This window comes from Ruegeria sp. BI7, from assembly GCF_056537925.1.
Genome location: NZ_JBQFSK010000002.1, coordinates 255,109 through 281,498 on the forward strand (window position 1 = coordinate 255,109; position 26,390 = coordinate 281,498).

Annotated in this window: 22 protein-coding genes; 9 read left to right on the forward strand and 13 right to left on the reverse strand. The window is 58.8% G+C overall.

Annotated elements, in window-relative coordinates; translation table 11 throughout:
- Positions 1 to 156: 156 nt before the first annotated feature.
- The 3 genes from ACR0JB_RS08780 to ACR0JB_RS08790 are packed head-to-tail and all read left to right on the forward strand — an operon-like array spanning position 157 to position 5,124.
- Entirely contained in the window at positions 157 to 2,568 is a 2,412-nt protein-coding gene (locus tag ACR0JB_RS08780; protein ID WP_170505959.1) for a DUF3141 domain-containing protein, read from the forward strand.
- Complete coding sequence (locus ACR0JB_RS08785; RefSeq protein ID WP_170394925.1) at positions 2,565 to 3,959, forward strand: bifunctional enoyl-CoA hydratase/phosphate acetyltransferase; 1,395 nt, start codon at positions 2,565 to 2,567, stop codon at positions 3,957 to 3,959. The genes ACR0JB_RS08780 and ACR0JB_RS08785 overlap by 4 nt, the downstream gene beginning before the upstream one ends.
- Positions 3,952 to 5,124 (forward strand): acetate/propionate family kinase, encoded by a 1,173-nt coding sequence (locus tag ACR0JB_RS08790; RefSeq protein ID WP_170394931.1) that lies wholly within the window; start codon positions 3,952 to 3,954, stop codon positions 5,122 to 5,124. Before ACR0JB_RS08785 ends, ACR0JB_RS08790 begins: the two co-directional genes overlap by 8 nt.
- Before the next feature lie 3 nt (positions 5,125 to 5,127).
- On the opposite strand, the gene ACR0JB_RS08795 is transcribed toward ACR0JB_RS08790, so the two are convergent.
- The 5 genes from ACR0JB_RS08795 to ACR0JB_RS08815 form a co-directional block, all read right to left on the reverse strand.
- Entirely contained in the window at positions 5,128 to 5,601 is a 474-nt protein-coding gene (locus ACR0JB_RS08795; protein ID WP_170394934.1) for a hypothetical protein, read from the reverse strand.
- 10 nt (positions 5,602 to 5,611) lie between these two features.
- Positions 5,612 to 5,869, reverse strand: coding sequence for a hypothetical protein (locus ACR0JB_RS08800; protein ID WP_170349923.1), 258 nt, complete (start codon positions 5,867 to 5,869; stop codon positions 5,612 to 5,614).
- Between the two features lie 145 nt (positions 5,870 to 6,014).
- A complete protein-coding gene (locus ACR0JB_RS08805; RefSeq protein WP_170394936.1) occupies positions 6,015 to 6,686 on the reverse strand; it encodes a D-lyxose/D-mannose family sugar isomerase in 672 nt (223 codons plus the stop codon).
- A gap of 17 nt (positions 6,687 to 6,703) precedes the next feature.
- The gene (locus ACR0JB_RS08810; RefSeq protein ID WP_170394939.1) at positions 6,704 to 7,630 is read right to left on the reverse strand and encodes a carbohydrate kinase family protein; all 927 of its coding nucleotides are present in this window, start codon (positions 7,628 to 7,630) and stop codon (positions 6,704 to 6,706) included.
- Positions 7,631 to 7,668: 38 nt separating this feature from the next.
- Positions 7,669 to 9,759, reverse strand: coding sequence for a family 1 glycosylhydrolase (locus ACR0JB_RS08815; protein ID WP_170505953.1), 2,091 nt, complete (start codon positions 9,757 to 9,759; stop codon positions 7,669 to 7,671).
- A 206-nt stretch (positions 9,760 to 9,965) separates the two neighbouring features.
- On the opposite strand from ACR0JB_RS08815, the gene ACR0JB_RS08820 reads away from it, so the two are divergent.
- The 6 genes from ACR0JB_RS08820 to ACR0JB_RS08845 all read left to right on the forward strand — a co-directional run bounded on the left by ACR0JB_RS08820 (position 9,966) and on the right by ACR0JB_RS08845 (position 17,402).
- A complete protein-coding gene (locus ACR0JB_RS08820; protein WP_170394946.1) occupies positions 9,966 to 10,718 on the forward strand; it encodes a sugar phosphate isomerase/epimerase family protein in 753 nt (250 codons plus the stop codon).
- Complete coding sequence (locus ACR0JB_RS08825; RefSeq protein ID WP_170394949.1) at positions 10,718 to 11,764, forward strand: LacI family DNA-binding transcriptional regulator; 1,047 nt, start codon at positions 10,718 to 10,720, stop codon at positions 11,762 to 11,764. The genes ACR0JB_RS08820 and ACR0JB_RS08825 overlap by 1 nt, the downstream gene beginning before the upstream one ends.
- A gap of 22 nt (positions 11,765 to 11,786) precedes the next feature.
- Positions 11,787 to 12,536 carry a basic amino acid ABC transporter substrate-binding protein gene (locus ACR0JB_RS08830; RefSeq protein ID WP_170394951.1) on the forward strand — a complete coding sequence of 250 codons (750 nt, stop codon included), beginning with the start codon at positions 11,787 to 11,789 and terminating at the stop codon, positions 12,534 to 12,536.
- Between the two features lie 65 nt (positions 12,537 to 12,601).
- Positions 12,602 to 14,245: an amino acid ABC transporter permease gene (locus ACR0JB_RS08835; protein WP_170394953.1), complete on the forward strand. Its 1,644-nt coding sequence runs from the start codon at positions 12,602 to 12,604 to the stop codon at positions 14,243 to 14,245.
- Positions 14,242 to 16,206 carry a beta-galactosidase gene (locus tag ACR0JB_RS08840; RefSeq protein ID WP_217354370.1) on the forward strand — a complete coding sequence of 655 codons (1,965 nt, stop codon included), beginning with the start codon at positions 14,242 to 14,244 and terminating at the stop codon, positions 16,204 to 16,206. The genes ACR0JB_RS08835 and ACR0JB_RS08840 overlap by 4 nt, the downstream gene beginning before the upstream one ends.
- 71 nt (positions 16,207 to 16,277) lie before the next feature.
- Positions 16,278 to 17,402, forward strand: a complete 1,125-nt coding sequence (locus tag ACR0JB_RS08845; RefSeq protein ID WP_170394957.1) for an ABC transporter substrate-binding protein — start codon at positions 16,278 to 16,280, stop codon at positions 17,400 to 17,402.
- Between the two features lie 3 nt (positions 17,403 to 17,405).
- On the opposite strand, the gene ACR0JB_RS08850 is transcribed toward ACR0JB_RS08845, so the two are convergent.
- The 8 genes from ACR0JB_RS08850 to ACR0JB_RS08885 are packed head-to-tail and all read right to left on the reverse strand — an operon-like array spanning position 17,406 to position 26,390.
- Entirely contained in the window at positions 17,406 to 19,325 is a 1,920-nt protein-coding gene (locus ACR0JB_RS08850; RefSeq protein ID WP_170394960.1) for a beta-galactosidase, read from the reverse strand.
- Positions 19,322 to 20,182 (reverse strand): SMP-30/gluconolactonase/LRE family protein, encoded by an 861-nt coding sequence (locus ACR0JB_RS08855; protein WP_170394962.1) that lies wholly within the window; start codon positions 20,180 to 20,182, stop codon positions 19,322 to 19,324. Before ACR0JB_RS08855 ends, ACR0JB_RS08850 begins: the two co-directional genes overlap by 4 nt.
- Positions 20,179 to 20,784 (reverse strand): 2-dehydro-3-deoxy-6-phosphogalactonate aldolase, encoded by a 606-nt coding sequence (locus tag ACR0JB_RS08860; protein ID WP_170394964.1) that lies wholly within the window; start codon positions 20,782 to 20,784, stop codon positions 20,179 to 20,181. Before ACR0JB_RS08860 ends, ACR0JB_RS08855 begins: the two co-directional genes overlap by 4 nt.
- On the reverse strand, positions 20,781 to 21,674 hold the full coding sequence (locus tag ACR0JB_RS08865) for a 2-dehydro-3-deoxygalactonokinase (protein ID WP_480789845.1): 894 nt from the start codon (positions 21,672 to 21,674) through the stop codon (positions 20,781 to 20,783). The genes ACR0JB_RS08860 and ACR0JB_RS08865 overlap by 4 nt, the downstream gene beginning before the upstream one ends.
- A gap of 4 nt (positions 21,675 to 21,678) precedes the next feature.
- The gene (locus tag ACR0JB_RS08870) at positions 21,679 to 22,446 is read right to left on the reverse strand and encodes an SDR family NAD(P)-dependent oxidoreductase (protein ID WP_425081953.1); all 768 of its coding nucleotides are present in this window, start codon (positions 22,444 to 22,446) and stop codon (positions 21,679 to 21,681) included.
- Positions 22,446 to 24,155 carry an IlvD/Edd family dehydratase gene (locus tag ACR0JB_RS08875; RefSeq protein WP_480789846.1) on the reverse strand — a complete coding sequence of 570 codons (1,710 nt, stop codon included), beginning with the start codon at positions 24,153 to 24,155 and terminating at the stop codon, positions 22,446 to 22,448. The genes ACR0JB_RS08870 and ACR0JB_RS08875 overlap by 1 nt, the downstream gene beginning before the upstream one ends.
- A 24-nt stretch (positions 24,156 to 24,179) precedes the next feature.
- Positions 24,180 to 25,520: an alpha-glucosidase/alpha-galactosidase gene (gene melA / locus ACR0JB_RS08880; RefSeq protein WP_170394976.1), complete on the reverse strand. Its 1,341-nt coding sequence runs from the start codon at positions 25,518 to 25,520 to the stop codon at positions 24,180 to 24,182.
- Positions 25,521 to 25,541: 21 nt separating this feature from the next.
- Positions 25,542 to 26,390, reverse strand: a complete 849-nt coding sequence (locus ACR0JB_RS08885; RefSeq protein WP_170349905.1) for a carbohydrate ABC transporter permease — start codon at positions 26,388 to 26,390, stop codon at positions 25,542 to 25,544.

Below are 26,390 nucleotides of genomic sequence, written 5' to 3' on the forward strand. Positions count from 1 at the left end.
TGGCTGCACCAACGGTTAGAACCAAGACGGCGCGGCGCAGAGTTGGGTTTGAGTATCATTTCGAAACAAACTATGCTGCGTCGCAGAAATCGACTCGGCCACTGGCAGAATTTTACGGCGCGGCGCATGTGTTTTCGATGGTTAGAGGACAGGCTCATGGTGACCAATGTGCAGAAGACCTCGTTGAACCTTCGGTCCGAGACGGCTGAAAATGCGGCTGCGATTCAGGACCGAACGGTTGATATCGTAACCCGCGCTTTGGATCGGTCCGGCGTACAATGGACCCTGTTGTCCCAATCCGCCCGGCTGCAATCGACGCGAATTATCGAAACACATTCAGAGCGGACCCGAGATCTGATGCAGGGCTTCGCCGAGGTTTCGCAGCGCATTGCGCGTTCGCAATCGATTGTCGACGATTGGACAGCTTATCTGAAAGACGCCACCCAGCGCGTGGTGCTGACCATGGACGCGCTGCGTGAACGTGGAGATGTTTTTCTGGAGCATGAAGCCGCGGGTTGCCCGCCGGTGCTGATCTATGACTATGAGGTCATCGTCGACGGGGCGACCCTGAAACGCCCCTGCAATTACCAACTGCTGCGCATCCTGCCGCCCAAAGGTGTAACCATTGACGACACCCGGCGTCCCTACATCATCATCGATCCGCGTGCCGGTCACGGCGGCGGCATCGGTGGATTCAAACCAGACAGTCAGGTTGGCGTTGCCCTGTCAAAAGGGCATCCGGTTTATTTCGTCAGTTTCGGGCGAGACCCTGTGCCGGGGCAGACCCTTGCCGACGTCATGCATGCCGAGGCCGGGTTCGTGCGCACTGTCCGCGCGCGCCATCCCGACAGCCCGCAGCCGGTCGTGACCGGCAATTGCCAGGGTGGGTGGGCCACTTTGCTGATGGCCGCCTGCAACCCGGATCTGACCGGACCGCTGATCCTGAATGGCGCCCCCATTGCACCATGGTCGGGCGAGGTAGGGGAAAATCCGATGCGGTATAACGCCGGTGTTCTGGGCGGCACCTGGCAACCGATGTTCTGGTCGGACGTCGGCGCGGGCATGTTCGATGGCGCCAATCTGGTGATGAATTTTGAACAGCTGAACCCCAGCCGGAATTATTTCGGCAAGTATTTCGACCTCTACCGCGACCCTGACGGCGGTCGGAAACGCTTCATTGATTTTGAGCGCTGGTGGGGTGGTTACTTCCTATTGAACGAGGCCGAGATTCACTGGATCGTCGAGCAGCTGTTCGTTGGCAATCGGCTGATCAAGAACACCGCGCAGTTGGAACCGGGCGTGCCGATCGACATCAAGGCGGTGAAAGGCCCGATATTTGTCTTTGCCAGCCAAGGTGACAACATCACCCCGCCCCAGCAGGCACTCAACTGGATTGCCGCCACATACGCAGATGAAGAGGAAATCCGTCTGCGCGGTCAGCGGATCATCTACATGTTGCATGATGAAGTTGGCCATCTGGGCATCTTTGTCTCGTCCAAAGTGGCGCGTAAGGAACATACGCAGATGGCTTCGACCCTGGAAACGGTCGAAGCAATGGCACCAGGCCTCTACGAGATGGTGATCGAAAACACCCAAGGCGAAGGCCAGGATAAACAGTTCGAGGTTCGGTTCTATGACCGCACACTCGGGGATGTAGCCGCGTTGGACGACGGCCAGCAGGATGAGGCCAGCTTTGCCGCGGTGGCCCATATGTCCGAGGTGCAGGCGAATGCATATGAAACCTTTGGGCGTCCTTTTGTGCGATCTGTTTCCACACCGATGGGCGCAAAGGCTTTGCGTGATCTGCACCCTCTGCGCGTTCAACGCACGGCGATGTCTTCGGACAATCCGATGATGAAGGGGGTTGCGCAATTAGCCGGGATGACGCGCGAACTGCGCGCCCCGGCGACAGCTGATAACCCGTTTCTTGAGATGGAAAAGCTGACCGGCGACTGGGTCGAACAGGCCATGGATCTGAGTCGAGACCTGCGCGATGCCTGGTATGAAGGGATGTTCTATGCGCTTTGGGGTGGTCCGCTGGCCGCGTGGTTCGGCAAGAAGAACGCTGCCCACCGTACCTTGCCTGATCCTGAAACTCTGAAAGCCCTGCCCGAGGTTGAGGCAGCATTGGCGCATATGAAACAGGGCGGGCTGCCCGAGGCCGTGATCCGGTTGTTGCTGTTGCTGGCCTCAAGTAACCAAAGCTTTCGGGCTGAAATTCTGCATCGCTGGGCGCATGTGTTCCAACATGAGGCCCCGTTCAGGGATCTCACCGTCGAAGACCGCCAACGCATGTTGCGCGAACAGACAGTGATCGTCACTTTTGACGAACAGGGTGCGATCGATACATTGCCGGACTTGCTTCCGCGGGTTGCTGACAGAAAGCAGGCGGTAGATCTGCTCAAGCGAATTTTGGGCGAAATTCCAGACCCGTCGCCTGAGCTTGTTGAGATGGCACAAGCACTGTACGACACGCTTGATCTTGCTGAGATCAAACAGAAAACGGAAACTCGGAGCAAATCTCAAGGGCGCAGTTCGGCTGCTGCGAACAAGGCCAAACAGAAATGAAAATAACGGAAAACCGCACCTACGCGCAGATCAAGGTCGGGGACGTGGCGCAGGTGACGCGCTTATGTACGATCGATGATCTTTATGCCTTTGCCTCGGCCTCGGGCGATCATAATCCATTGCATCTGGCGGGATATGATGGCGATGGCGATGGCCACCCCGAGGCAGTGGCACCAGCCCTGTGGCCTGCCGGTTTGATTGCGGCAATTTTGGGCAATATCCTGCCCGGCGCGGGCACCCAGGCGCGGTCGGCGAACCTGTCTTTTCATGCGCCTGTTCTGGCTGATGACGAGGTGACCGCCACGCTGACCGTGACCGAAAAGCGGGACGACGGTGATTTGCTTTGTGCGACCGAAGTGCGCCGCGTGGGCGACAACGCTCTGATCCTCAGTGGTGAGGTGCAAGTGACGCCGCCAGCCAAACACCTGACCTTTGACTCGGTTGACGTGCCCGGCCTGATCGTTCAGCGCCATCGCCATTTCGATGCACTGATCGCAAAGGCAAAGCCTCTGGATCCGATGCCCACAGCCGTGATCGCCCCGGAAGAGCCGAACTCGCTGGGCGGCGCGTTGCTAGGGCATTCCAAGGGTATTATTGCGCCGATCCTTCTGGGTGATCCTGACAAAATCGCTGCTGCAGCCGCCGAGTTGAAGGCCGATTTGTCGAGTCTCGAGATCATTGAAGCCCGCAGTCATGAAAACGCTGCCCACCGCGCCGTGGATTTGGTGGTTGAAGGTAAGGCGCAAACCCTGATGAAGGGGCATTTGCACACCGATGTTTTGCTGCGAGCGGTTCTGCGTCGGGACAAAGGTCTGCGGACAGGCCGTCGCCTGTCGCATGTGTTTGTGATGGACGTGCCGGGCTTTTCACGGCCCATCATGGTGACGGATGCGGCCGTGAACATCGCCCCGGACCTCGAGACCAAGGCAGACATTGTGCAGAATGCCATCCATCTGGCACACTCGATCGGGATAGAAACACCAAAGGTTGGCGTCTTGTCGGCGGTTGAGACGATCAACCCGCATATGCCCTCGTCTGTGGATGCGGCGCTGTTGTCGAAAATGGCCGAGCGGGGTCAGATCACCGGTGGACTGGTCGATGGCCCACTGGCGATGGACAACGCGGTTGATCTGAAGGCGGCGCGAACAAAGGGCATCAAGTCCGCCGTCGCCGGGGCGGCGGATATCCTCGTGGCCCCGAATATCGAAGCTGGCAATATGGTGGCCAAACAGCTGACTTACATTTCCCATGCCGAGGCAGCGGGAATTGTGGTAGGTGCCGCCGCCCCGATCATTCTGACGTCCCGAGCGGATGATGATGCCTCGCGGTTGGCTTCCTGTGCGGTGGCGGCGCTGCATGCGCAGGCAAATAAGGACAAAATTCATGGCTGACCATGTGCTGGCGCTGAACGCCGGGTCGTCTTCGTTGAAATTCGGGCTGTATGAACTGGTCGAAGGCAATCGCCCCAGCATGCGTTGGCACGGCCAGATCGAACGCTTGGGGGATGCGCCGCGCTTGTTGGCGGAATCTGCCGGGGGCCGCTCGATCAACCAGGCGCTGACGGATACCCAAAGCCATGACGAGGCAATCCAGGCCTTTCTGGACATGACACGCGAATATCTGCCGGACATCCAAATCCGCGCCATAGGTCACCGGGTTGTGCATGGGGGGACGGTGTATTCCGAACCCGTGCGGATCGACGACAAGGTTCTGGATACTCTGGCCGGGTTCATTCCCTATGCGCCGCTGCACCAGCCGTTTAGTCTGGCCGGTATCCGTGCAGCCAGCGCCGCCTTTCCAGACACGGTTCAGGTGGCCTGTTTCGACACCGCCTTTCACCGCACCCATCCATGGGTCAACGATACCTTCGCCCTGCCGCAGAGCTATTATGACAAGGGCGTGCGCCGGTACGGCTTTCACGGCCTGAGCTATGACTACATCACGCAAAAGCTGAAAGAGACCGCGCCCAGCCTGTATGATGGCCGCGTTGTCATCGCGCATCTGGGCAATGGCGCGTCGATGTGTGCTGTGTCAGGCGGGCGGGCTGTGGCGTCGACCATGGGTTTTTCCGCATTGGACGGCCTGCCGATGGGCACCCGCAGCGGTCAGCTGGACCCGGGTGTCGTGCTGTACATGATGCAGCAGGAAGGGATGAGCGCGGATGAAATCGCCGACATGCTCTATCGTAATTCCGGCCTGCTGGGTCTGTCGGGAATGTCATCGGACATGCGCACCCTGCTGGCCGCCGAAACGCCCGAGGCCCGCAAGGCGATCGATTATTATGTCTTTCGCATTCGCCGAGAGCTTGGCGCCATGTCTGCTGCGCTGGAAGGGTTGGACGCGCTGGTGTTCACGGGCGGCATTGGTGAGAATGCAGTACAGATCCGTCAGCGGGTTTGTGACGGGATGCGCTGGATCGGGATTGAAATGGATCCCAACAGGAACGCCGACAATGGCACGGTTCTGTCGACCGATTTCAGCCGCGTGCGCATTCTGGCAATTCCAACGAACGAAGAGATGGTGATCGCCCGCGCCGCCGCCCGGATGGTGCAATAGTCGCTATTGCTCGGGTTTGTCTTTGCGACGCTTGGCGTATTTAATCAGGGTACTCAGAATGGCGCTGATAACATCAGGTGTCAGGGCACCCAGCGGGTCGCGCCGGATGCCTGTCACGGTGTTACGTGCGTCGGACAGAGTGTCTTTGATCTCGGTCTCGATATCTAACAGTGCCATATCGCGCAATTCGACCGCGGCTGTCGTATCTGCCTGCGCGTTCTGCGTGTTGGCCATCAGAACCAGGATCACACCCAGCAACAGGTTGGTCCCAGCCATGATCAGCGCGGCCAGCGGTTTGGACATGGTTGCGGACAACCAGAAAAAACCGGCCACGTTCAGCATGATGACAGCCAGCCCCACGGCCAGCCCCGCCGCAGCGTAAAAGCCGGTACGCCGTGCGGCCACGGCAACATGGCGTTGGGCAATCAACCGTTCGGCGCGCAGAATGATCGAGATATTGCGGGAAATGCGGCTCATGTTCAGGCTCCTACCGGGATCGGCCTAGCAGATAGCCAAGCGTAAAAATGCCAAGCGCAAACAGGATCGGTCTTTTGTGCGGCAGATCCTCCAACTCGGTCAGGGCTTCTTCAAGCTGTCCGGTCCAGTTGTCGATGTTCTCGGCAATCCTGTCGGCCACAGTATCGTGTGGTTCCGGCCTTTGTGCCTGTTCACGGGTCGCAGTTTGCTCGGCCAGTTGGCGGCGCAGATCGGCAACTTGCGCTTCAAGCTCGGCTTTCGTGACCATTGGACCGGCCCCCTAACAGTTGTTGCGCTAACAGGTCAGGGTTGGAACCCCCACCCACGGTTTCGCAGCCCATTTTAATGCGTTTTTCCGGTTTAAGAAAAGCGACTTATCATTTTGCGGGTCAGGTCAGCCTGAAAACTGCGTATCAAGCGTAGTAATCCGCGACCAACAGGAAATCCGGCGCGACGTCTTCTTCGATGGTTGCAAAGCGCGGGATCGGGTCTTCGAACACGTTGTCGGTTCGGTCGTCATTGACGGTCGAGACCTCGCCAATCAGGCAATCGCCTTTTTCGGCCCAGAAGGCGTGCCATATGCCGGGCATCAGAGTGACGCTTTCGCCGGGTTTCAAGCGAAGCAACTCACCGGGCCGAATTGTGACGGGGCAACCGTCGCTGGGCACAACAACAGGATTTTCACGGTCGATATCGCCTTGCGGGTCCGAGGCATAGATCTCCATCACCAGATCACCACCGCCGCGGTTTATGATGTCTTCGGCTTTCACAATGTGGCGGTGCATTGGCGACAGCTGTTTGTCCCGCGATACCAGCAACTTTTCGGCATAAAGCATGCCCCGACCACTGTTCAGATCACCCACATCGCCGTTGCGTAAGGTGAACAGGAACAGGCCCAACTCATCAAAGCGTCCCTGCCCGTAATCGGTGATGTCCCAACCCAGCCCGCGTTCGCGAATGCCTGCGGCTTTGTCACTGCGCATTTGGTCAGGCGACCAATTGGCAAAGGGGGGCAGGACCGCACCGAAGGAACGGATAAAGGCATCGGCCTCGGTTTTGATGGCGTTGATGTCAGAACGTTTCATTTAGATCTCTTTGGGGTTCAAAGCTCGTGCGCCCAGGGAGGGTTGGCCCCGGCGCGGGAAACGGTGATGGCTGCAACCTCTGCGCCTTTGGCCAAAGCGGCGCGCAGGTTTTCGGTATTCAGGGTGCGCAGCGCGGTTTTGGTCAGGAGCCCACCGCGTTCCAGTTCGGCCAGCACACCGGCGTTGAACGTGTCACCCGCGCCGACGGTATCGACAACCTGAACCGGTCGAACAGGGACTGAGGTTTCGGACCCGTCCGCCAGATAGCCTGACGCGCCGTCACCGCCACGCGTTACAATGACCACGGCAGGCCCGGCTTGCAGCAACAGCGGCACTTTCTCAGTGATGCTTTCCGGGCCGGGAATGATCCAATCCAGATCCTCGTCCGAGACCTTTACGATATCCGCCTGTGCGATCATCCGGTTCAGACGGGTGCGATACCGGGTTTGATCCTTGATGAAATCGGGCCGGATATTGGGATCAATCATCACCGCCCGATCCGCCCCTTGCCGGTCCAACAATGCGGCATAAGCGTCTGCGCAGGGTTCGCACGCCAGGCTGATTCCGCCGAAATACAGCGCCGAAATAGCGGGGAGCTGATCCGGCATATCCTCGGGCATCAGCATGCGACCCGCCGAGTTTTCGTCGATAAAGCTGTAAGAGGCGTGCCCGTCCTTCAACTGCACAAAGGCCAGCGTCGTGGGGCGATCTGATCGGATCACATGGCTTGCATCCACATGACTGGTCTTCAGGGCTTCGGCCAATTGCTCTCCGAACATATCTGAAGACAGGCCAGTCAGCAGCCCAACCGGCGACCCCAGCCGCCCCAAGGCAATGGCAGTGTTAAAGACCGCGCCACCGGAATGGGGCACAAATCCATCACCGCCCGAAATGGTCGGGGTGGCGATCATGTCGATCAGGGCTTCACCGCAGCACAGGATCATGCCGGGTCCTTTCTGTCTTTTGGGATCAGGCGGCTATATTAACGCGCGAGCGCACTTTTACAGAAATTGTTAGCGCCAACAATGCCAAATTCGTCCTGTTCCGAAACATACAGGCTCATTGACCTTCGCAAATCGGTAAACCGGCCGCCCGCGTTGAACGCATCGCGGAAGGCTTCCTTGAAGAGCCAGCGGTTTTTCTCGGCCACACCGCCCACAAGGAACACACCGCCCACAGGCATCAGCACGACGGCAAGATCACCCATCACTGCGCCCAGATGGGTGGTGAACATATGCGCCGTTTTTTCGGCGATCGGATCTGTCTGCGCGCGAGCGTCTTGAAGAATGTCCTTGGCGCTGCGCTTTGGCGTGTTGGTCTGTCCTGCGGCCATGCTTGCAGCTTGATAGAGGACCGGCAGACCTGTGCCGCTAAGGAACATTTCCGCCTCAAGCACCAAAGTTTCATCAAAGAAACAATCCGGAGCGATGTGCCGGGCGGCTTTGAAAATCTCGACCTCATCCACATGGCGCGGTGACAGGCCGATATGGCCGCCTTCACCAGATGCGGTGTGATATCGGCCCTCAGAATAAAGCAACGCCCCAACTCCAAGACCTGTGCCGGGACCGACAACCAACCGGGTGCCAGGGGGTGGGGTCGTGGCGCCTTGCAACACCTCGACATCATTGCCTGTGATTTCGGCCACCGACCAAGCAGCGGCGGTAAAGTCGTTGATGACAAAGGTATGCTGCGCGCCCGTGGCCTTGCCGATATCACCCTCGGACAGGTCGAGCTTTGCATTCGTCAGGCGGATCGTCCCGTTCTTCACAGGCCCGGCCCCGGCGGCCACCACGGCGCGTGGATCGGTGCCGATCTCATCGCGCAGGGTGTGAAAGGCGTTAAGCAATTCTGGCAGGGTGCCGGTTGGGTATTTGCGCAGATCGGTCAGCTTTCCGTCAGCGATCACGCCCAAGCGCGTATTGGTTCCGCCGATATCCGCGACCAAGTTCCAATGCGCGCGCATGGCACCAGGTGGTTGAGCCAGAGGCAATGACACCGCGCCACCAGACAGGACGGGTTTAAGGATGTTATACGACACCTTCGGTTTGCTTTCTGGCGCACTAGAGACTGTGTCGACCACGTCTTTCGGTTCAGCGTCGTAAGGGGCCCAATTGCCCCGGTCCAGCACAGACCGGATAAACACCCCCTTCACCGGAACACCCTGTTTCAGCGCGTCCTGCACTGCCGATAGGTGTTGGGTAAGATCGTTACCCCACCCATCCCCGTGCGAAGTTTCGCGGCCAGCCATACCGGTGACAAGGATCGGCCTGTCTTGGGTGTAGTCGTGCTGAAAACGGCTCAGGTCCACAGCAGATGGCCAATGCGTGTCAAAGGTCAGACCGCACCAATCAACGCCAGTTCCAATGGTTTCCATGTCGCCCTGCCAGCTTGACGGCAGATGACGCTCCAGCGATTCAAGCGCCATTGTAGGGTAGGTCTTGTTGAAAACACCAGCCGGACAGAACCGATTGAGGATGTCACCAAGCAAATCGGTGGCGGGGTCCTTGGACGGTTCCGCGCGTGTTTGATCGAACACAACCCCAAGATTGGTCATGCCCAACCCTCGCATCGCCTCGATGGCACACCCATGGGCCAACAGCATGTGGTGCATTGCCCGCGCGGTGGCGCGGGTATTTCCGGTGTCGAGTATCTGGTTAGCGAAATTGTGTAATCTGCCGATGCCAGCCGGGATGCTGATCGGTGCAACGCTGTACATACGGTCGCCGACACGCCCCATGATGATTTCGGTGAAATCCGCAAACCAATCGGCGATGGCGCGGTTTCGCCATCCGCCCAGATCCGCCAGCGCTGCAGGCAATTCGCCGTGATTCAGTGTTGCGCACGGTCGAAGGCCACGCGCCAACAGCGCGTCCGTCAGACGATCGTAAAAGTCCAGCCCGGTCTCGTTCATCGCCCCGCGCCCTTCGGGCAGAACGCGGGCCCAATTGATTGAAAATTGATAACAGTCAAACCCGGCTTCGTGTACCAGATCGAATTCCTGTTCGATCTGGTGCGCTGAGGTTGCCACGCCAAAGAGGAAATCCTTTGGGAAATCGGAGCGGGTGTAATTCATGGTCAAAACCTGTTTGCGCCGGTTGGGCCGCCACCTAACAGTTCGGCCCGATGCATTCTATATGTTAGCGGTATCATCAATGGATTAGAGTGTTTTGTCAGCACTTCTGGCGAAATACCAGCCCCTTTGGGCCGAATCTTGACAAAAGGGGTGTTGCTGCTTCAACGTTATTGAAACGTTTCAATCGAGAGTCATTCAGTAAGCAGATGCGTATAGCGGCACAGCTTTATACCGTCAGGCAGCTCGGGGATCTGGCTGCGCAGTTGGATCTGATCCACGCCTGCGGTTTTGCGGATGTTGAAACGGTTGGATTTCACGATCTGTCCCCTAAACACATGGCGTTGCAAGTTGCGCAGTCGGGCCTGACCGTCCGGTCGGCGCATTTCGATTGGGAAGAATTCGAAACCCGGTTTGACGATATTCTGACCCTGCTTGATCTTTTGAACTGCCCGGTTGCCGTGATGCCATGGCTGGCGCCTCAGGCCCGCCCTGACACGGTCGCGGGATGGCAGGATGTAGCAGACCAACTCTCTGCCTGGGCGGCGCGATTGGCGGGCCAGGGGGTTCGACTGGCTTATCACAACCATGATTTTGACCTGGTTGGCCCTGTTGGAGAAACGCCTTTGGACCTGATCTTGGCGCATGACACGCTGCATTGGCAGCCCGATATCGGATGGTTGGCCGTCTCGGTGCCGGAACCGGCCGCGGTGTTGCAGCGGTACGCGGGACGGATCGTATCAGTACACGCCAAGGATGCAGAACCGGCTTCGGGGCAGGGTGATGATCGCTGGCGCAATCTGGGGCAGGGTGTGGTCGATTGGCCCCGGCTGTTGCGCATTCTGAATGACAGCCCCTGCAGCGATCTGTTTGTCGAACACGATGAAACGCCCGACCACGCCGAGACCTTGCGGACGGGGCGAAAGTTTCTGATGGGACAGATGTCTTCGGAGGTCGGATAATGGCGCGCGCAACGATCAAGTCGATCGCCAAGGAGACGGGCTATTCCGTTGGCACCGTCTCGAACGCGCTGCGGGGGGCTGCGTCAGTTCGGGAAGAAACACGCCAAGAGATTCAGGCTGTAGCCACGCGTCTCGGGTACCGTGTCAATATGGACGGTTTGAAGCTGCGCACCAACAAATCCTACCGTATCGCGGTGCTGGTCAGCGTGTCACCTGACGCAGCAGAGGAATGGGAAGGGGTAGAATTCACCCGCATTCTGGCCGGTATCTCGGCGTCCTTGCAGGGTTCGCGATACGAGATGTCTGTGTTCAACGTGGCCGATCTGCCGGATGCCATGGCCGTTCTGGCGCGGATTGTTCAGGACGGTTTGGCCGATGGAGTCATCTTTTCGGGCACATTGCAGGGCGACCCGCGCATCGCTTTTCTACAGCAACATAGCTTTCCCTTCGTCACTATGGGTATGAGCGACAGCGAGTCACCTCATGCCTATGTCGATTTCGACAGTCAGGCGGCTGCGTTTGACGCAACCGCGCGGTTGGTGGGGTTGGGGCATCGGCGTATTGCACTGGTGAACCCCCCGACCAAACTGATCTATGCAGCACAACGTCAAACCGGATACGAACAGGCGTTGGCCAATAGTGGCCTTGCGCCTGACCCAGCGCTGATTTTCAATGGCCCCACAACCGCTCGTACTGGGCAGTTGTGTTTTGAGGCTCTGATGCAGCTAAGCAACCGACCCACGGCCTGTATCTGCGCGAATGAGGCAATGACACTAGGCGTTTTGTCCGCAGCCCATGCTGCGGGTGTGCAGATTGGCCGGGATATGGTGGTGATTTCCACCGATGATCTGCAACTCAGTCGATACTTCGTACCCCCGCCCAGCACCTATTATGTGCCCATCGAAGAAACCAGCTGTCTTCTGGGCGAATACATGTTGAGAGCTTTGGACGGGACCGACCCGTCCGAGATCCAGAAAAAGATCAGGGCCACGCTGATCGAGCGCCAACCTGACACCCCCGCGTCGCAAAAGGCGCCCACCACGTAAATCAACTCAGGAGGACTTAAAGATGTTAAAAAATCTACTGGCCGCAGCGGTCGTGACCGCGATAGCAGCCCCCGCAGTTTTTGCTGCCGACCTTGACGGGCGCGTTCTGAAAATCGGAACCGACGCCACCTATCCGCCGATGGAAACTGTCGATGAGACGACCGGTCAGATCGTGGGTTTCGATGTGGATGTGATGAATGCGATCTGCGAACGGGTCAATTGCGTCCCGAATTTCGTCAACACCGCATGGGACGGCATCTTTGCCGCGCTTCAGCAGGGTGAGTTCGATCTGGTGATCTCTGGCGTCTCAATCACGCCGGAACGCGAAGAGACGATGGATTTTTCAGAACCCTACATTGTGGTCAGTCAGGCCATTCTGCTCCAGGTCGACAATGCGGACATGACGCTTGAGGCTTTCAAAGCCGGTGGTCAGAAGCTGGCGGCGCAGACCGGTACCACCAACGCGCAATTGGCCGAGGATCTAGTAGGGCGCGAAAATGTCAGCCTGTATGACAACTTCTCTGCCGCGATCCTGGCACTGCAAAATGCGGATGTGCAGGGTGTGATCATCGACGGCACCTCGGCCGCCGCATACGAGCAGGAGTTCGCGGGTGAGCTGACCGTGGGCATCACCGGCCTGCAATCCGACCCGCTGGGTATCGTGTTTCAGGAAGGCGACGCAACGGTCGACGCCATCAACGAAGGGCTGGCAGCGATCAAGGCCGACGGCACGCTGGACAAGTTGGTCGGCAAATACTGGGGCACCGAATAAACCTGTCCGATCCGAAACGGCCCGGTGCCGATGGCAACCGGGCCGCCTGTTTGCAGTGAGGTCCCATGAAGCGTCTAAGCTCGATCCGCCCGAGCAATCTTGTTCTGCTCGCCGCGGCCCCGTTCATTATCTACCTGTTCGCTACCTCTTCAAAATATCTGCGCTCTTTGATCGCAATTCTCGGGATCGGGAATAATGCCGGCCCGATTTTTGTCGGGTTCCTGCTGGTTCTTGCGGTGGCCATTCTGGGATATCTCTGCGCCCGAAACGCGCGGTTTCAGACGGCGCCAGGTTGGGTGCGTATCTCGGCATGGGCGGCCTTGCCCGCAGCGTTGGCGCTGGCGGTCTTGGTTTTCGTCGCGCCGCAGGTGCTGATGCCATTTGCCGAGTCCGTCTTCTTTCATGCGCTCAGCGAAAATACTTCGACCTTGATCGACCGCTCCGCGCAGACTTGGGTACTTTTTCCAGACGTTGTTGATCAGGTTCAGACAGGTCTTCAGGTGTTACTGCTAATCTATGCGCTTGTGGTTGCTGGTATTTTGCTGTCGGGCCGGTTGCCCGTCAGGGCGCGGGGACTTGCTCAGCTTGGGTTTGAAATCCTGACCGGGGCCGCGCTGTTCTATCTGATGTTTATGGCCCATTGGCAATTTGCAACCGGAGTGGCGATCACGTTTCGCGCCGCCATTTTTGCTTATATCTTCGCCGCCATTCTGGGGCTGATCTGGGTCGGGCTGCAATCGTTCAAACCCAAGGCGCGCACGACGGTTGTCTATGGCTGCATCAGCTTGACTTTGCTGGGTGTATCGGCGTTTTTCTTCATGCAGCCACAGGTCAAATACGAACTGATCGGCACGCTGGATGCGCGTATCGCCATTGTGCGCGGCACCCCGCAGGCGCAGGCCGACATCATCCGGTTTGGCGAATTCGACGGGGGCGAAGACCAGCAATACCGCATCCGTAGCGCCCCAAACACTGCCAGCGCGGTGGAACAGATCGAAACCGTCGACAGCGTGTCGGGCGCCTTTGTCCCGGTCGGTGCCAACACCAAGGGCTATCCGGTGATCTGGCAGACGCAATTCCTGCCGGATCAGTACCGCAACCCAGCGCTGGCTTTTGCCGTGTTTGGTTTTCTATTGCTGACGCTGACGGTGGGCGGTGCGCAGCACAAGCTGCATCCGCTGGCCGTAGGGGCCGAGTTCTTCGTGGACACGATCCGTGGCATTCCGATGCTAGTGATCATCCTCTATATCGGTCTGCCTTTGGCTGGGGCGGTCAAAGATGCCACGGGTGGCGGTATCGATATGACCAATATGACTCGCGGGATCATCGCGATCTCGGTCGGCTATTCCGCTTATATGGCCGAGATTTTCCGATCCGGGATCGAGGCCATCCCACGGGGTCAGATCGAGGCTGGTGGCTCGCTGGGTCTTTCGCGCTGGCAAACTGCGCGGCTGATCATCCTGCCGCAGGCGCTGCGCATCGTCACGCCGCCCTTGGGCAATGAGTTCATTGCGATGATCAAGGATACCTCACTGCTGTCGATCCTGTCAGTCCGCGATATGACCCAGCGGATGCGCGAATTTCAGGCCGCCAGTTTTCTGCCCTTTGCGCCGTTTAATACAGCCGCAATCCTCTATGTGGTGATCACGTTGGGCTGCGCCAGCTTCCTCAAATGGATCGAACGCCGCACGGCAAGGGAAGATCGATGAGCAGGTTGGAACTTGGGGTTTGCTATTACCCCGAACAATGGGACGGGTCGCTCTGGCGTGAAGACGCGCAGCGAATGGTCGAGATGGGACTGGATTGGGTGCGCATCGCCGAATTCACTTGGGGCCTGATTGAACCGGAGCGCGGCGTTTTCCACTGGGATTGGCTGGATGAGGTGATCGACATTCTGGGCGAGGCAGGCCTGCGCGTGATGATGTCCACGCCCACCGCCGCCCCGCCGAAATGGCTGATCGACGAACATCCGGAAATTCTGCCAGTTGGCCCGGACGGGCGCGTGCGAGGGTTTGGATCGCGGCGGCATTATTGCTTTTCCAGCGATGTCTATCTGGCCGAAGCCCGCCGGATCGCCACCGTATTTGCCCGTCGATACGGCCAGAACCCCTATGTTCATGCCTGGCAGATCGACAATGAGTATAACGATCACGACACGGTGCTTAGCTATTCGGATGCGGCGCGGGTCGGGTTCCAGCGATGGCTAGCGGATCGGTACGGGTCGATCGCAATACTGAACGAAACCTGGGGGACAGTGTTCTGGGGATCTGCCTATTCCAGCTTTGACCAGATCGAATTGCCAAACGGGCTGGTGGCCAGCCCCAACCCAACCCACGCGCTTGATTTTGCGCGATACTCCTCGGACCGGGTGCGGCTGTTCAACCGCGCGCAGGTGGATGTGTTGCGTCAGTACGCGCCGGACCGGGACATCACCCATAATTTCATGGCGGGCAGTTTTGAGTTCGATCACCATGCCGTTGCCGCCGATCTGGATATTGTTGGCTTCGACAGTTACCCTTTAGGCAATCTGTTGGGCTCGACCCTGTCTGACGACGAAAAGCACCGCTATTTGCGGACCGGCGCGCCGGACTATCAGGGGTTTCACTGCGATCTGTATCGCTCTCAAGGCAAGGGGCGCATGTGGGTGTTGGAGCAGCAACCCGGCCCGGTGGACTGGGCCGAGAAAAACCCCTCACCCGCGGACGGGATGGTGCGACTGTGGACCTGGGCAGCCTATGCGCATGGCGCGCAGGCGGTGATGTTTTTTCGCTGGCGACAGGCTAAATTTGCGCAGGAACAGTATCACACAGCATTGTTGCGTTCGGACGGCAGCCCGGATCAGGCCGCCGTGGAATTGGCGCAGGTCGCGGCAGAGCGCGACTTGTTGCCCGCCGTGGTACGTGAGCGGGCGCAGGTGGCCATAATCCTGGATTACGAATCCATCTGGGCGGCGGATATCCTGCCGCATGACGATGCCTTCCCAAATGCTCAGATCATCCGCGAATGGTATGCCGGGCTGTGCGCGCTTGGGGTCGATCTGGATTTTGTGGGGCCACAAGATGAGCTGAACGGGTATGCCTTGATTGTTGTCCCGCAAAGCATGATCGTTCCATACGATCTGGCCATTAAACTGCGGGACAGTGGGGCGAAACTGCTGATCGGCGCGCGCGCGGGCAGCAAGACACCCGACATGCACACACCGCACAACCTTGCGCCCGGAGCGTTGGCTGAGCTTACCGGTGTGACGGTCTTGCGGATGGAATCGCTGCCAGAACTGGCGCAGGAATCGGTGCGCTTGCAGGACGGAACGACGTATGACTTCACCGGTTGGCGGGAAATCATCGACACCAGCGGAACGGTAACGGCAGAGTTTAGCAGCGCATACCGGGATGGCAGCCCGGCGATTGTACGCTCGGACCGAGCAATCTATCTGGCAATGATCCCACGCGGCCAATTGCTGCATGCCATACTTACGGACGCGTTAAGCTGGGCGGGCCTTCCCGTCACGGAGTGCGGACCGGACCTGCGGATCACACGTCGCGGAGGATTGAAATTTGCCTTCAATTTCGGGGCAGATGGGTTGTCATTACCGACTGACGAACCACATGCCTATTTGGTTGGGGGCACTGAAATCCCACCCTATGGGGTTTCAATCTGGCGGGACACGTGATCTTGCCAGTCCACATTCCTGTTGGCAGCAAGTAGAAGGCTGCAAAACAACTCAATAGCAGGAGAATCAAAATGGCTGAACGGAAAACCCTTTCCAGACGCTCGATGCTGAAAGGCGCGGGCGCGGCTGTTTTGGCGGCTCCGCTTTACAGCAAAAGCGCGCTGGCCTCTTCGGGTGAGATCAACGTGGTGATGTGGTCGGATTACCTGCCGCCTGAGTTCCTGAAAGGGTTCGAAGCGGAAACGGGGATCAGGGTCAATCATATCGGGATCGGATCGAACGAAGAAATCTTAAGTATGATGATGGAGTCGAACGGTCAGGGATTTGATATTGTCACGCCAACGAATATGCGGTCTCTGCAATGGGCACCGCTGGACTTGTTGCAACCGTTCGACCTGAACAGGGTTAACGTGGATGCGGTTAATCCGTCCATGATCAGGATTGGCACCGACGCTTGGGATTTCAACAAGAGTGGAACCCACTGGCTGCCGCATATCTGGGGTACCGAAGGCATCGCCTATCGCACCGATCTGTGGTCGCCCGAAGGCAGCACCCCATCCTATGGGGATGTTTGGGTGGAAGATAACGCCGGTATGACCATGGGTCGTGCGCATTCTATGATGCTGTGTGCGGGTCTGTATTTGGAACGCTTGGGTGAGATGGAGCCCGAGTCCGTCTGGGATGCCTATGACGACGAAGACACCATGCGCAGGGTCTGGGACCAGATCACGGACTGGTGCATTAAACGCAGGGATCGGATCAAGCTGATTTGGAACGATGCTGAAACTCAGAAATACGGCTTGCTGAATGGCGGCGTAGTTGTGGGGCAAACATGGGACGGGCCGCCGCTGGCTTTGAAATCAGCAGGGGAACCGGTGAATTATCAGGCTCCGATCGAAGGAGCGATGGCGTGGGTGGATGGTCTTGCAATGCCGGTCGGTGCGGAAAACATCGAACAGGTCTATGCGTTCATCAACTATTTGTACCGACCTGAGCCAGCCGGAGCTGCCGCTGCAGTGAACGGATATAACACAGCCGTACTGGGCGCCGAGGATTTCGCGGGCGATGAGTTCAGAAAGAACTTTGCCGAGGCCTATCCGGGCGACGCGTTGGCCAACCTCAACCCGTGGCTGGCTGAAGCTCCGTGGTATGCTAAAGCACGGGCCGAGTTTGTCGAAAAATTTTTAAACGCCTGAGCATTACCCCTGTGCGGCTGGACCCTTTGGTAGGATGACAACGTCACACGCAGCGATTTCGTGCCCGTTCCAAAGGGCGAGTGCGGCGGTGTAGTTGATTAGAAATATATGCTGCTCGGTTTCCCGTCGGCGCAGGCCCTCGGGCATTGCATGCAAGGTCAGGTCGACCGTTTTGGCGGCCATCGAGATGACCCTGTCCCAAAGAGCCTCATCCGGGAAACCCGCAAGGTACCAAAGACCGTTTTCGCCTTTTAGGGCAGATGTGCCATCAACAAAGGTCAAAAGGTCTGGGGCATCTCCGGAGAGGCGATCAACCCAGTGTTGCGCCGCGCCACCTCCGTTAACATCACGCTGCACGTTAGGGGGCAGGGTTTCCACAAGATCAACTTCACAATCCAGCCCGGACAGGCCCGGGCGACCTGAGGTTGGGATTTGGAAATCGCGAGTGATCGCGCCTGTACGGGGGCCAAGGATGGCCAGATCACAACCCTCTGTCAGGCGGGTTTCCAGATCGTCATCCAGCGTGGCCAGACCGGGGGCGAGGATCAGTTTGTAGTCAGTCTTGGGCGTTTCCGAGGCCGCAATGAAGTCCACCGAAAGCCCGGCCCGCCGCAACGCGCGATAGGCTGAAAAAACCAGCCGGAAATAGTTGAACCCGGCCCCTTGCGGTTGTGTCGCCCAGGCCCATTCCGAGGCATAATCGAACACAATCGCCACGTCCGCCTGCGTTTGCGTCAGCGCGCCAAGCTCGGCCAGATCAACTGCGGTTTGACGAGCCTCGGCCAGTGCCGGGGCGGGTGTGTTGTTCGGTGTCAAAAGGCCAGCGTGCATTTGTTCCTGCGCGAACGGCGCCTGCCGCCAGCGGAAATAGCTTACCACTTCGGCCCCATGCGCCACCGCCTCAAGCGACCACAGGCGCACCATGCCGGGCAGGGGGGCAGGGTTATAAGGAGCCCAGTTCACCGGGCCCGGTTGTTGTTCCATCACCCACCAGCGCCCGCGCCCAACGGCGCGATAAAGGTCGTGATGAAAGGCCTGCATATCCGGATTGCCCTGTTGCAGGAACGCGGCTTTATGGGCCTCGTCCGCCTCAAGCCGGTCTGAGAGAAACCCAATCGGATAGCTGTCCCATGTGGCGATATCCAGATCCGCACCGACTTTGAAATGATCGAAATCCAGAACCCGGCCCATATAATTATGCAGCAGCGGCGCGTCGGTCAGTGGCCGCAACGCATCAACCTGCGCTTTGTTGAACATCACCACCTGATCCGAGCTGAACCGGCGGAAGGCCAGAACATGTACGGGGTTGGGTTCGGTCACGGTCAGATTGGGCAGGTCGATCTGATCGAAACCTGCGTATTCCATCGACCAGAACACATTGCCCCAGGCGGCGTTCAGAGCGTCGACCGAGCCATATTGATCGGCCAGCCACCGCTGAAACTCTCGCAAGGCAGGCTGGCTGTAGCTGACGGTCGTGTCATGACAGCCATATTCGTTGTCGATCTGCCAGGCGGCGACATGCGGGTTGCTCCCGTACCGCTCGCCCATAAGCCGGACAATGCGGGCGCATTCGGTGATATATCCTTGATGACTAAAACAATAATGCCTGCGAGAACCGAATTTGCGCGGCTGCCCCTGAGCATCCACCGCCAGCATGTCAGGGTGTTTCTCAAGCATCCATCGGGGCGGCGTTGCTGTCGGCGTGCCCAGAACAACCTTAAGGCCCACAGCCCCCAGCACCTCAATCGCTCGGTCCAGCCAGTCGAATTGCAGATCACCCGGAGTGGGCTCCATCCGGCTCCAGGCAAACTCACCGATCCGCACCCAACTCAGGCCGGCTTCGACCATCTGCGCGGCGTCCGTGGCCCAAATTTCTTCGGGCCAGTGTTCGGGATAGTAGCAAACACCAAGTTCGGGCTTCATAGAATGACTCTGTGTTCGGCCTGCCCAGTGCCTGCGCCGGGGGCGGCAAAGGTCATACCGTTGGTAGGGTGTGCAGCAAGCGTGTCCATGTCCAGCCCCTCGCGGGCAGTAGTGCAGTAGAGTGTGGTCAAGTCGTTGCCGCCAAATGCGGGGCATGACACATGGGTGGCTTCGAATGGGATGGCTGTCAGGAACTGTCCTGACGGTGTATAGGCTGCAACGCGGCTTGCACCCCATTGCGCGATCCAGAGGTTGCCTTTCGCATCAACCACGGCGCCGTCGGGGTTCAAACCGTCGACGCGTAGGTCCAGGAATACAGTGCTGTCGCCCTTGGGCCAGCCGGTTTCGGAATTCAGCGGCCATTGCATGACCTGCTTGGTGGCTGTGTCCGTGTAATAGGCGCATGACCGGTCCGGGGCGAAGCAGATCGCGTTCGAGATCGTGACATCGTCCACCAGTTGCCGAAGTTCCCCCCGCCAATACCGATAAATCGCGCCTGCACCGGGTTCGGCGGTTTTACCCATCGTCCCGATCCAGAACCCACCCCAAGGATCCGCGCGCCCGTCATTTGAGCGCGTGACCGGATTGTCCGCCTCAAGTGGAGCGATCAGGTCTTTCTGGTCATTTTGCAGGTTGAACCGCCACAGGCCCGTTTCAGAGGCTATCAACAGCCTATCCCGGTCTACCCAGCCCGCGGCCGAGACATGTTCGTCGAACTGCCAATTGCGCTGCGCTTTGCCGTCCCGCGTCATCAGGCGTTTGCCCAGGATGTCAAACCAGAACAGCTGTTGCCGTTCCGGGTGCCACAACGGCCCTTCGCCCAGTTCACAGGCGCGGTGGTCGTAGACGATGTTCATCCAGCGGCCTTGTCGTAGGCGGTGACGATTTGGGCCGCCCGCTCTGCGACTTCCAAGGCGGTCATGCCGGGTTTGAACAGCGCCGATCCGATGCCGAACCCATCAGCGCTGGCCTTGATCCACAGGTCGAAATTCTCGGGGCCTGCCCCGCCGACGGCATAAACCTTTGTGCCTTCTGGCAGCACCGCACGTAAGGCCGCCAACCCTGTTGGTCCTGCCAGCGCTCCGGGGAACAGTTTCAACCCTGATGCCCCAGCTTGGAGCGCGGCGAAAGCTTCGGTCGGGGTAAAAATACCCGGCCAGCTTTCCAGTCCCAGCCGATGTGTGTGCGAGATCACCTCGGGGTCGCAATTCGGTGACACGATCAGACGACCGCCGACCTCTGATACCATGTCGACCTGCTGGGACGTCAAAACCGTGCCTGCCCCGATCAAAGCACGATCACTGAACTCATTGGCCAGAACGGCGATCGAGGCCAGCGGATCGGGCGAATTCAGCGGCACTTCGATCTTGTCGATGCCAGCGTCGATCAGCGCCCGTCCAACGTCCGTTGCGTCCGAGGGGGCTAGTCCGCGCAAAATGGCGATGATGGGTCGGCTCATGCGGTTTGCCTCGTGAGGTTGCGGGCCTGTTGCAGACCGGCCAGGGTACATTTCGTGCTATTGGCGGTTTCTACAAACGCGCCCTGTTGTTGCAGGGCCTTGGCATAAACTTCCGACAGGCTCTCGGCCCCGATGATTGCCAATTGCTGACCCAACCAATAGGGGCGGGTGGCCGCCAATTCCGCGCCGATCAGATAACCTGACAGCCGTGCCCGGATAATGCCGCCATCCTGCCCTTGCAGCAGATCAGCGGCTCGCAAACCAAAAAGGCGCGCCGCCAGTTGTTCAGGTTTCGACAACGCATCGGCCGTGGCCTCGGCAAAGGCGGCATCCTCCCAGCCCTCGCCGATCGAGTGTTTTAGCACCGATTGCCCGCCCAGCAGATCGAACATCTCGCCCGTCATGAAGGTGCGAAAGCTGACAACCTCTCCGGCGCTGACCTGCACCCATTTCGTATGGGTTCCGGGCAGGCAAATCACCCCGTCCCAGTTCTGACGCGAGGCCAGAAACCCGGCGATCTGGGTTTCTTCGCCGCGCATGACATCGGGTGGTGCCGTTTGTTTCAGACCGGGCACCACGAAGGCGCGAATGCGTGGGTCGGTGCCGGGAACACGAAACGGCGCAACCGGCGTTGGCTCACACGGAACGGCGGAATAGGGGGCTTCGACCCAGCCCTGCCGCGCGCCCACCATTCCGCAGGCGATCACGTCAAGTGGCGCCGTGCCCAGCCAGCCTTCGATCAGTTCGAACAGCGCGGCTTGAAACCCGCCTTTGTCCACCCGTGCCATGCCTTTGTCCGACTGCGCCTGATCCAGCACCGCATCACCCTGCATTGCCCAAGCCCGCAGATGCGAGGTTCCCCAGTCGACTGCAATCCATTCCGTACTCATGGCTTTACCCCGTTACGACAACGCCGCCATCGACGGCCACGCATTGCCCGGTCATCGCGCGGCTGGCGTCCGAGGCCAGAAACAAGGTCGGTGCGACCATATCCTCGGGCGTCAGGTGTTCTTTCAGGCATTGACGGTCCAAATGCGCGGCCAGATCTTCGGGCGTGGCCCACATGTCCAGCTGTTTCTGCGTCAGAACCCAGCCCGGAGCCAGCGCGTTCACGCGGATGTTCTGCGGCCCCAATTCGCGCGCCAAGGATCGCGTCATCCCGGTGATCCCGGCATTTGAGGTGGTGTAGATCGGGTAGCCTGCATTGCCCATCATATAGCTAATAGAACTGAAATTGATGATCGCCCCACCCTTGCCCTGCATCTGGCGCGCGGCCTCCTGACAGGCAAAGAAATAAGCCTTGAGATTCACCTCGATCATCCAGTCCCAGAATTCGGTGGTGGTTTCGTCCAGCGAATGGCGTTTGTCATTGGCGGCATTGTTGATCAGCACGTTCAGTGGGCCATGCGCCTCGGCGGCTTTTTGCATGGTGACGTGAAGCAGCTCGGTGTCGGTCATGTCGCCTTGCATGAACAGGGGCGCGCGGCCGTGTTTGTCGCGCATTTCCTCGACAAACCCACTGGCGTCGGACCGGCCGATGAAGGCGACATTGGCGCCCTGCGCAAGAAACCCATCGGTCAGCGCCGCGCCAACCCCCGAGCCACCGCCGGTGATATAGACCGAAGCCCCGTTGAGATCGTGGAAAGTGGCTGGTTGATCCATCAGTGGCTCTCTCTGGTCACAAGGCGGGTGTCTTTGCCGACAAGAAAATCAAGGTCCGCGCCCTGATCGGCCTGCAGCACGTGGTCGATATAGAGTTTCGCATAACCGCGTGTGTAATGCGGGTCATCCGGTTGCCACGTGGCGCGACGGGCGTCCAGTTCCTTTTGATCGACCAACAGTTCCAGCTCACCCTTGCTGGCGGAAACCCGGATGCGGTCACCGGTTTTGACCAGTGCCAATGTGCCGCCTGCCTGCGCTTCGGGGCTGACATGCAGGATGACGGTGCCATAGGCGGTGCCGGACATGCGCGCGTCCGAGATACGGATCATGTCGCGCACACCTTCCTTCACCAGCTTGGCCGGGATCGGCATGTTGCCGACCTCGGGCATCCCCGGATAGCCCTTGGGGCCGCAGCCCTTGAGCACCAGAATGGTCTCGGGTGTCACCGGCAGATCGTCGCGGTCGATATTGGCCTTGAGATCTTCGATGTTCTCAAAGACATAGACTTCGGCCTCGGTCTCCAACAGCGCGTCCGTCGCGGCCGAGGGTTTCACGATGGCGCCGTTCGGGGCCAGATTGCCGCGCAGCACGCGCAGGCCCGCGGCGGGTTTCACCGGATCGTCAAAGGGGCGGATGACGTCGCGGTTAAAACATTCAGCCCCTTCATAATGGGCCGAGATATCCTTGTTCAAAACCGTTTTCGCGGGCCGCAGGAAGGGTTTCAGCTCGGACAGAACGACGGGAACGCCGCCTGCGTAACAGAAATCCTCCATCAGGTATTTGCCCGAGGGCATGCAGTTCACCAAAAGGGGAATGTCTGAACCGATTTCAAAATCTTTTAGGGTCAGATCGACTCCGACGCGGCCTGCCAATGCCAGCAAATGAACCACCGCATTTGTCGATCCACCCACGGCGGCGTTGGCCAGGATGGCGTTTTCAAAGGCTTCCTTGGTCAGGATGTCCGAGGGTTTGAGATCTTCGTCCACCATCTCGACAATCCGTTTGCCGGTCAGATGTGCCAGCGCCATGCGACGGGCGTCGACAGCGGGCAGGGCGGCGTTGGTGGGCAGGCTCATGCCCATCGCTTCGACCAGCGACGCCATTGTGCTGGCCGTGCCCATCGTCATGCAAACGCCCGCACTGCGCGACATTCCGGATTCCGCACTCATGAAATCCTGCAGGGTCATTTCACCCGCGCGTACGGCTTCAGAGAACTTCCAGACGTCTGTGCCTGACCCGATATCCTGGCCGCGGTATTTACCATTCAGCATCGGGCCGGAACTAACCACAATAGACGGCAGATCAACCGAGGCCGCACCCATCAATTGACCCGGTGTGGTTTTGTCGCAACCTCCCAACAGGACAACGCCGTCGATACCATAGGCGCGGATCGATTCCTCAACATCCATCGCCAACAGATTGCGGAACAGCATGGCGGTGGGTTTCATTTGCGTCTCGCCCAGCGACATGACCGGAAATTCGACCGGAAAACCTCCGGCCTCCCACACGCCGCGTTTGACCCCTTCGGCCAGATCGCGCAGGCCCGAGTTGCAGGGCGTTAGTTCCGACCATGTGTTGCAGATACCGATGATGGGGCGCCCGTCAAACGCGTGGTCTGGAAAGCCCTGGTTCTTCATCCACGAGCGGTGGATGAACCCATCTTTGTCCAGCTTGCCATACCAGTGCTGTGATCGGCGTTTCTTAGTCATTTGGTCTGCCTTCTATTCTTGGGGTCAGGCGGCTTTTGCGGGTTTGCACCAGTCCGGCAGCCAATCGGCATGGGCGATGAGAAGATCATCAACCATGTTGCGGATTTGGCGCAGGTCCAGTTCGGCAGCAGTGTGCGGGTCCATCATGGCGGCGTGATATATGTATTCGGGGTTCCGGTCGACCAGCGCACGCACCGTTAGCTCCTGCACGTTGATCTGACTGCGCATCAGCGCGATTAACTGCGGTGGGATGTCCGCGACCACCGAGGGCTGCACGCCGTTGCTGTCCACCAAGCACGGGGTTTCAACCGCAGCCCCCAAGGGCAATTGCGGGATTTGGCCTGTGTTGGGCAGGTTGCCATAGGCAACGTAGGGCGTGTCGGTGACGATGGCGTTCATCAGATCGGCGGCGAATTCATGGCTGCGGGTGACATTAATATTGCGCCCGTCGGTCAGGGTCTTGGCCTGTTCTTTCCAACTGGCCACCTGTTCGACGCAGCGGGTGGGGTATTCGTCCAGCGGGATCGAAAACTGCTCGATCAGGTCCGGCCGCCCATCCTTGATGAACCACGGCACGTATTCCGCCAGATGCTCGGAACTTTCGGTGCAGAAATAGCCCAGATGGTCCATCACCTCATACCGGACCTTGTTGGGGCAGCGTGGCATCAACAGCGGGGCCTTGGGTATTTGACCGCTTGCGTATCCCTGCCGCAATGCGGGGTAGAGATCGCGCCCCTGGTGTTCCAACCGTAGAAAGAAGGCGACGTGATTTACGCCAGCGACCTTATAGCGAAACTCGTCCTTAGGCAGGTCCAGATCATGGGCCAGCTCTTCGACCGTGTTCTGGACCGAGTGGCAGAGGCCAACATGCTTCACCGCTGGAAATTGCTCGGCCAGCGCCCAAGTGTTGATCGCCATTGGGTTGACGTATTGCAACAGGGTTGCATTCGGGCACAGCTGCATCATGTCCCGCGCCACATCCCACAGGACTGGAACCGTGCGCAGGCCGCGCATGATGCCGCCAATGCCCAGCGTATCAGCTATGGTTTGTCGCAGACCGTACTGCTTGGGAATTTCAAAATCGGTGATTGTGCACGGTTCATAGCCGCCAATCTGGAAGGCGGTGATCACGAAATCTGCCCCGTCCAGCGCCGCGCGGCGGTCATTATGGGTGGATACGGTCGCACCCGATCCGACCGAGCGGATCATCGCACGGGCGACCGCCTCGCTTTCAGCCAGGCGCTCGGCGTCGATATCCATCAATGCAAAGTGGCTGTCGGCCAGCGCAGGGGTCAGCAGGGCATCGCCCACGATGTTCTGCATGAAAATCGTGGAACCCGCACCAATAAAGGTGATCTTGGTCATAAGGCGAACTCCGGTTCGAAGCTATTTGACGGCACCGAGGGTCAGGCCCGCGATGAAGTGTTTCTGCATCAGGAAGAACATGGCCACCGGCGGCAAGGCTGCGACGATGGAGCCGGCGCTCATCAACTGATAGGCGGCGCGGAATTGCGCGTTAAAGCTGGTGATGCCTGCGGTAACAGGTTGGCTTTCGGCCCCTTGGGTCAGGACAACGGCCCAGAAATAATCGTTCCAGATGAAGGTGAAGATCAGCACGCTGAGCGCGGCGATCGCAGGCTTCATCAGTGGCAGGACCACATACCAGAAGATACGCCATTCGCTGATACCTTCGACCCGGGCAGCTTCGATCAGCTCAAACGGAAGGGCACGGATGAAGTTGCGCATGAACAGGGTGCAGAACCCAGTCTGGAAGGCGATGTGGAACAGCACGAGCCCGGTTTTGGTGTTGTAGAGACCTAGCTGCAGCGTCAGGTCGCGGACCGGAACCATCAGAATTTGAAACGGCACGAAATTGCCTGCCACGAACATGAAGAATATCCAGATGTTCGATTTGAACTTGTAGATCCCCAGCGCGAACCCGGTCATCGTGCTGAGCGCGACACACCCGACCACAGTCGGGATGGTGATCAGGAACGAGTTCAGCAGATACCGTGGCATGTCCGAGTTAAAGAACACCTGCCCGTAGTTGAACGCACCTTCAAAGCTGGACGGCATGCCCCAATAGTTCGCGTTGGTGAAGTCCGCAGCCGGTTTGACCGAGAACAGGGCGACCGCCAGCAACGGACCCAACCACAACAGCAAGGCTAGTGGCAGCATGGCCTGATAGCTGATCTGCGCCGCGCGGGATTGTTTTTCAATGGGTTTGGGAAACAT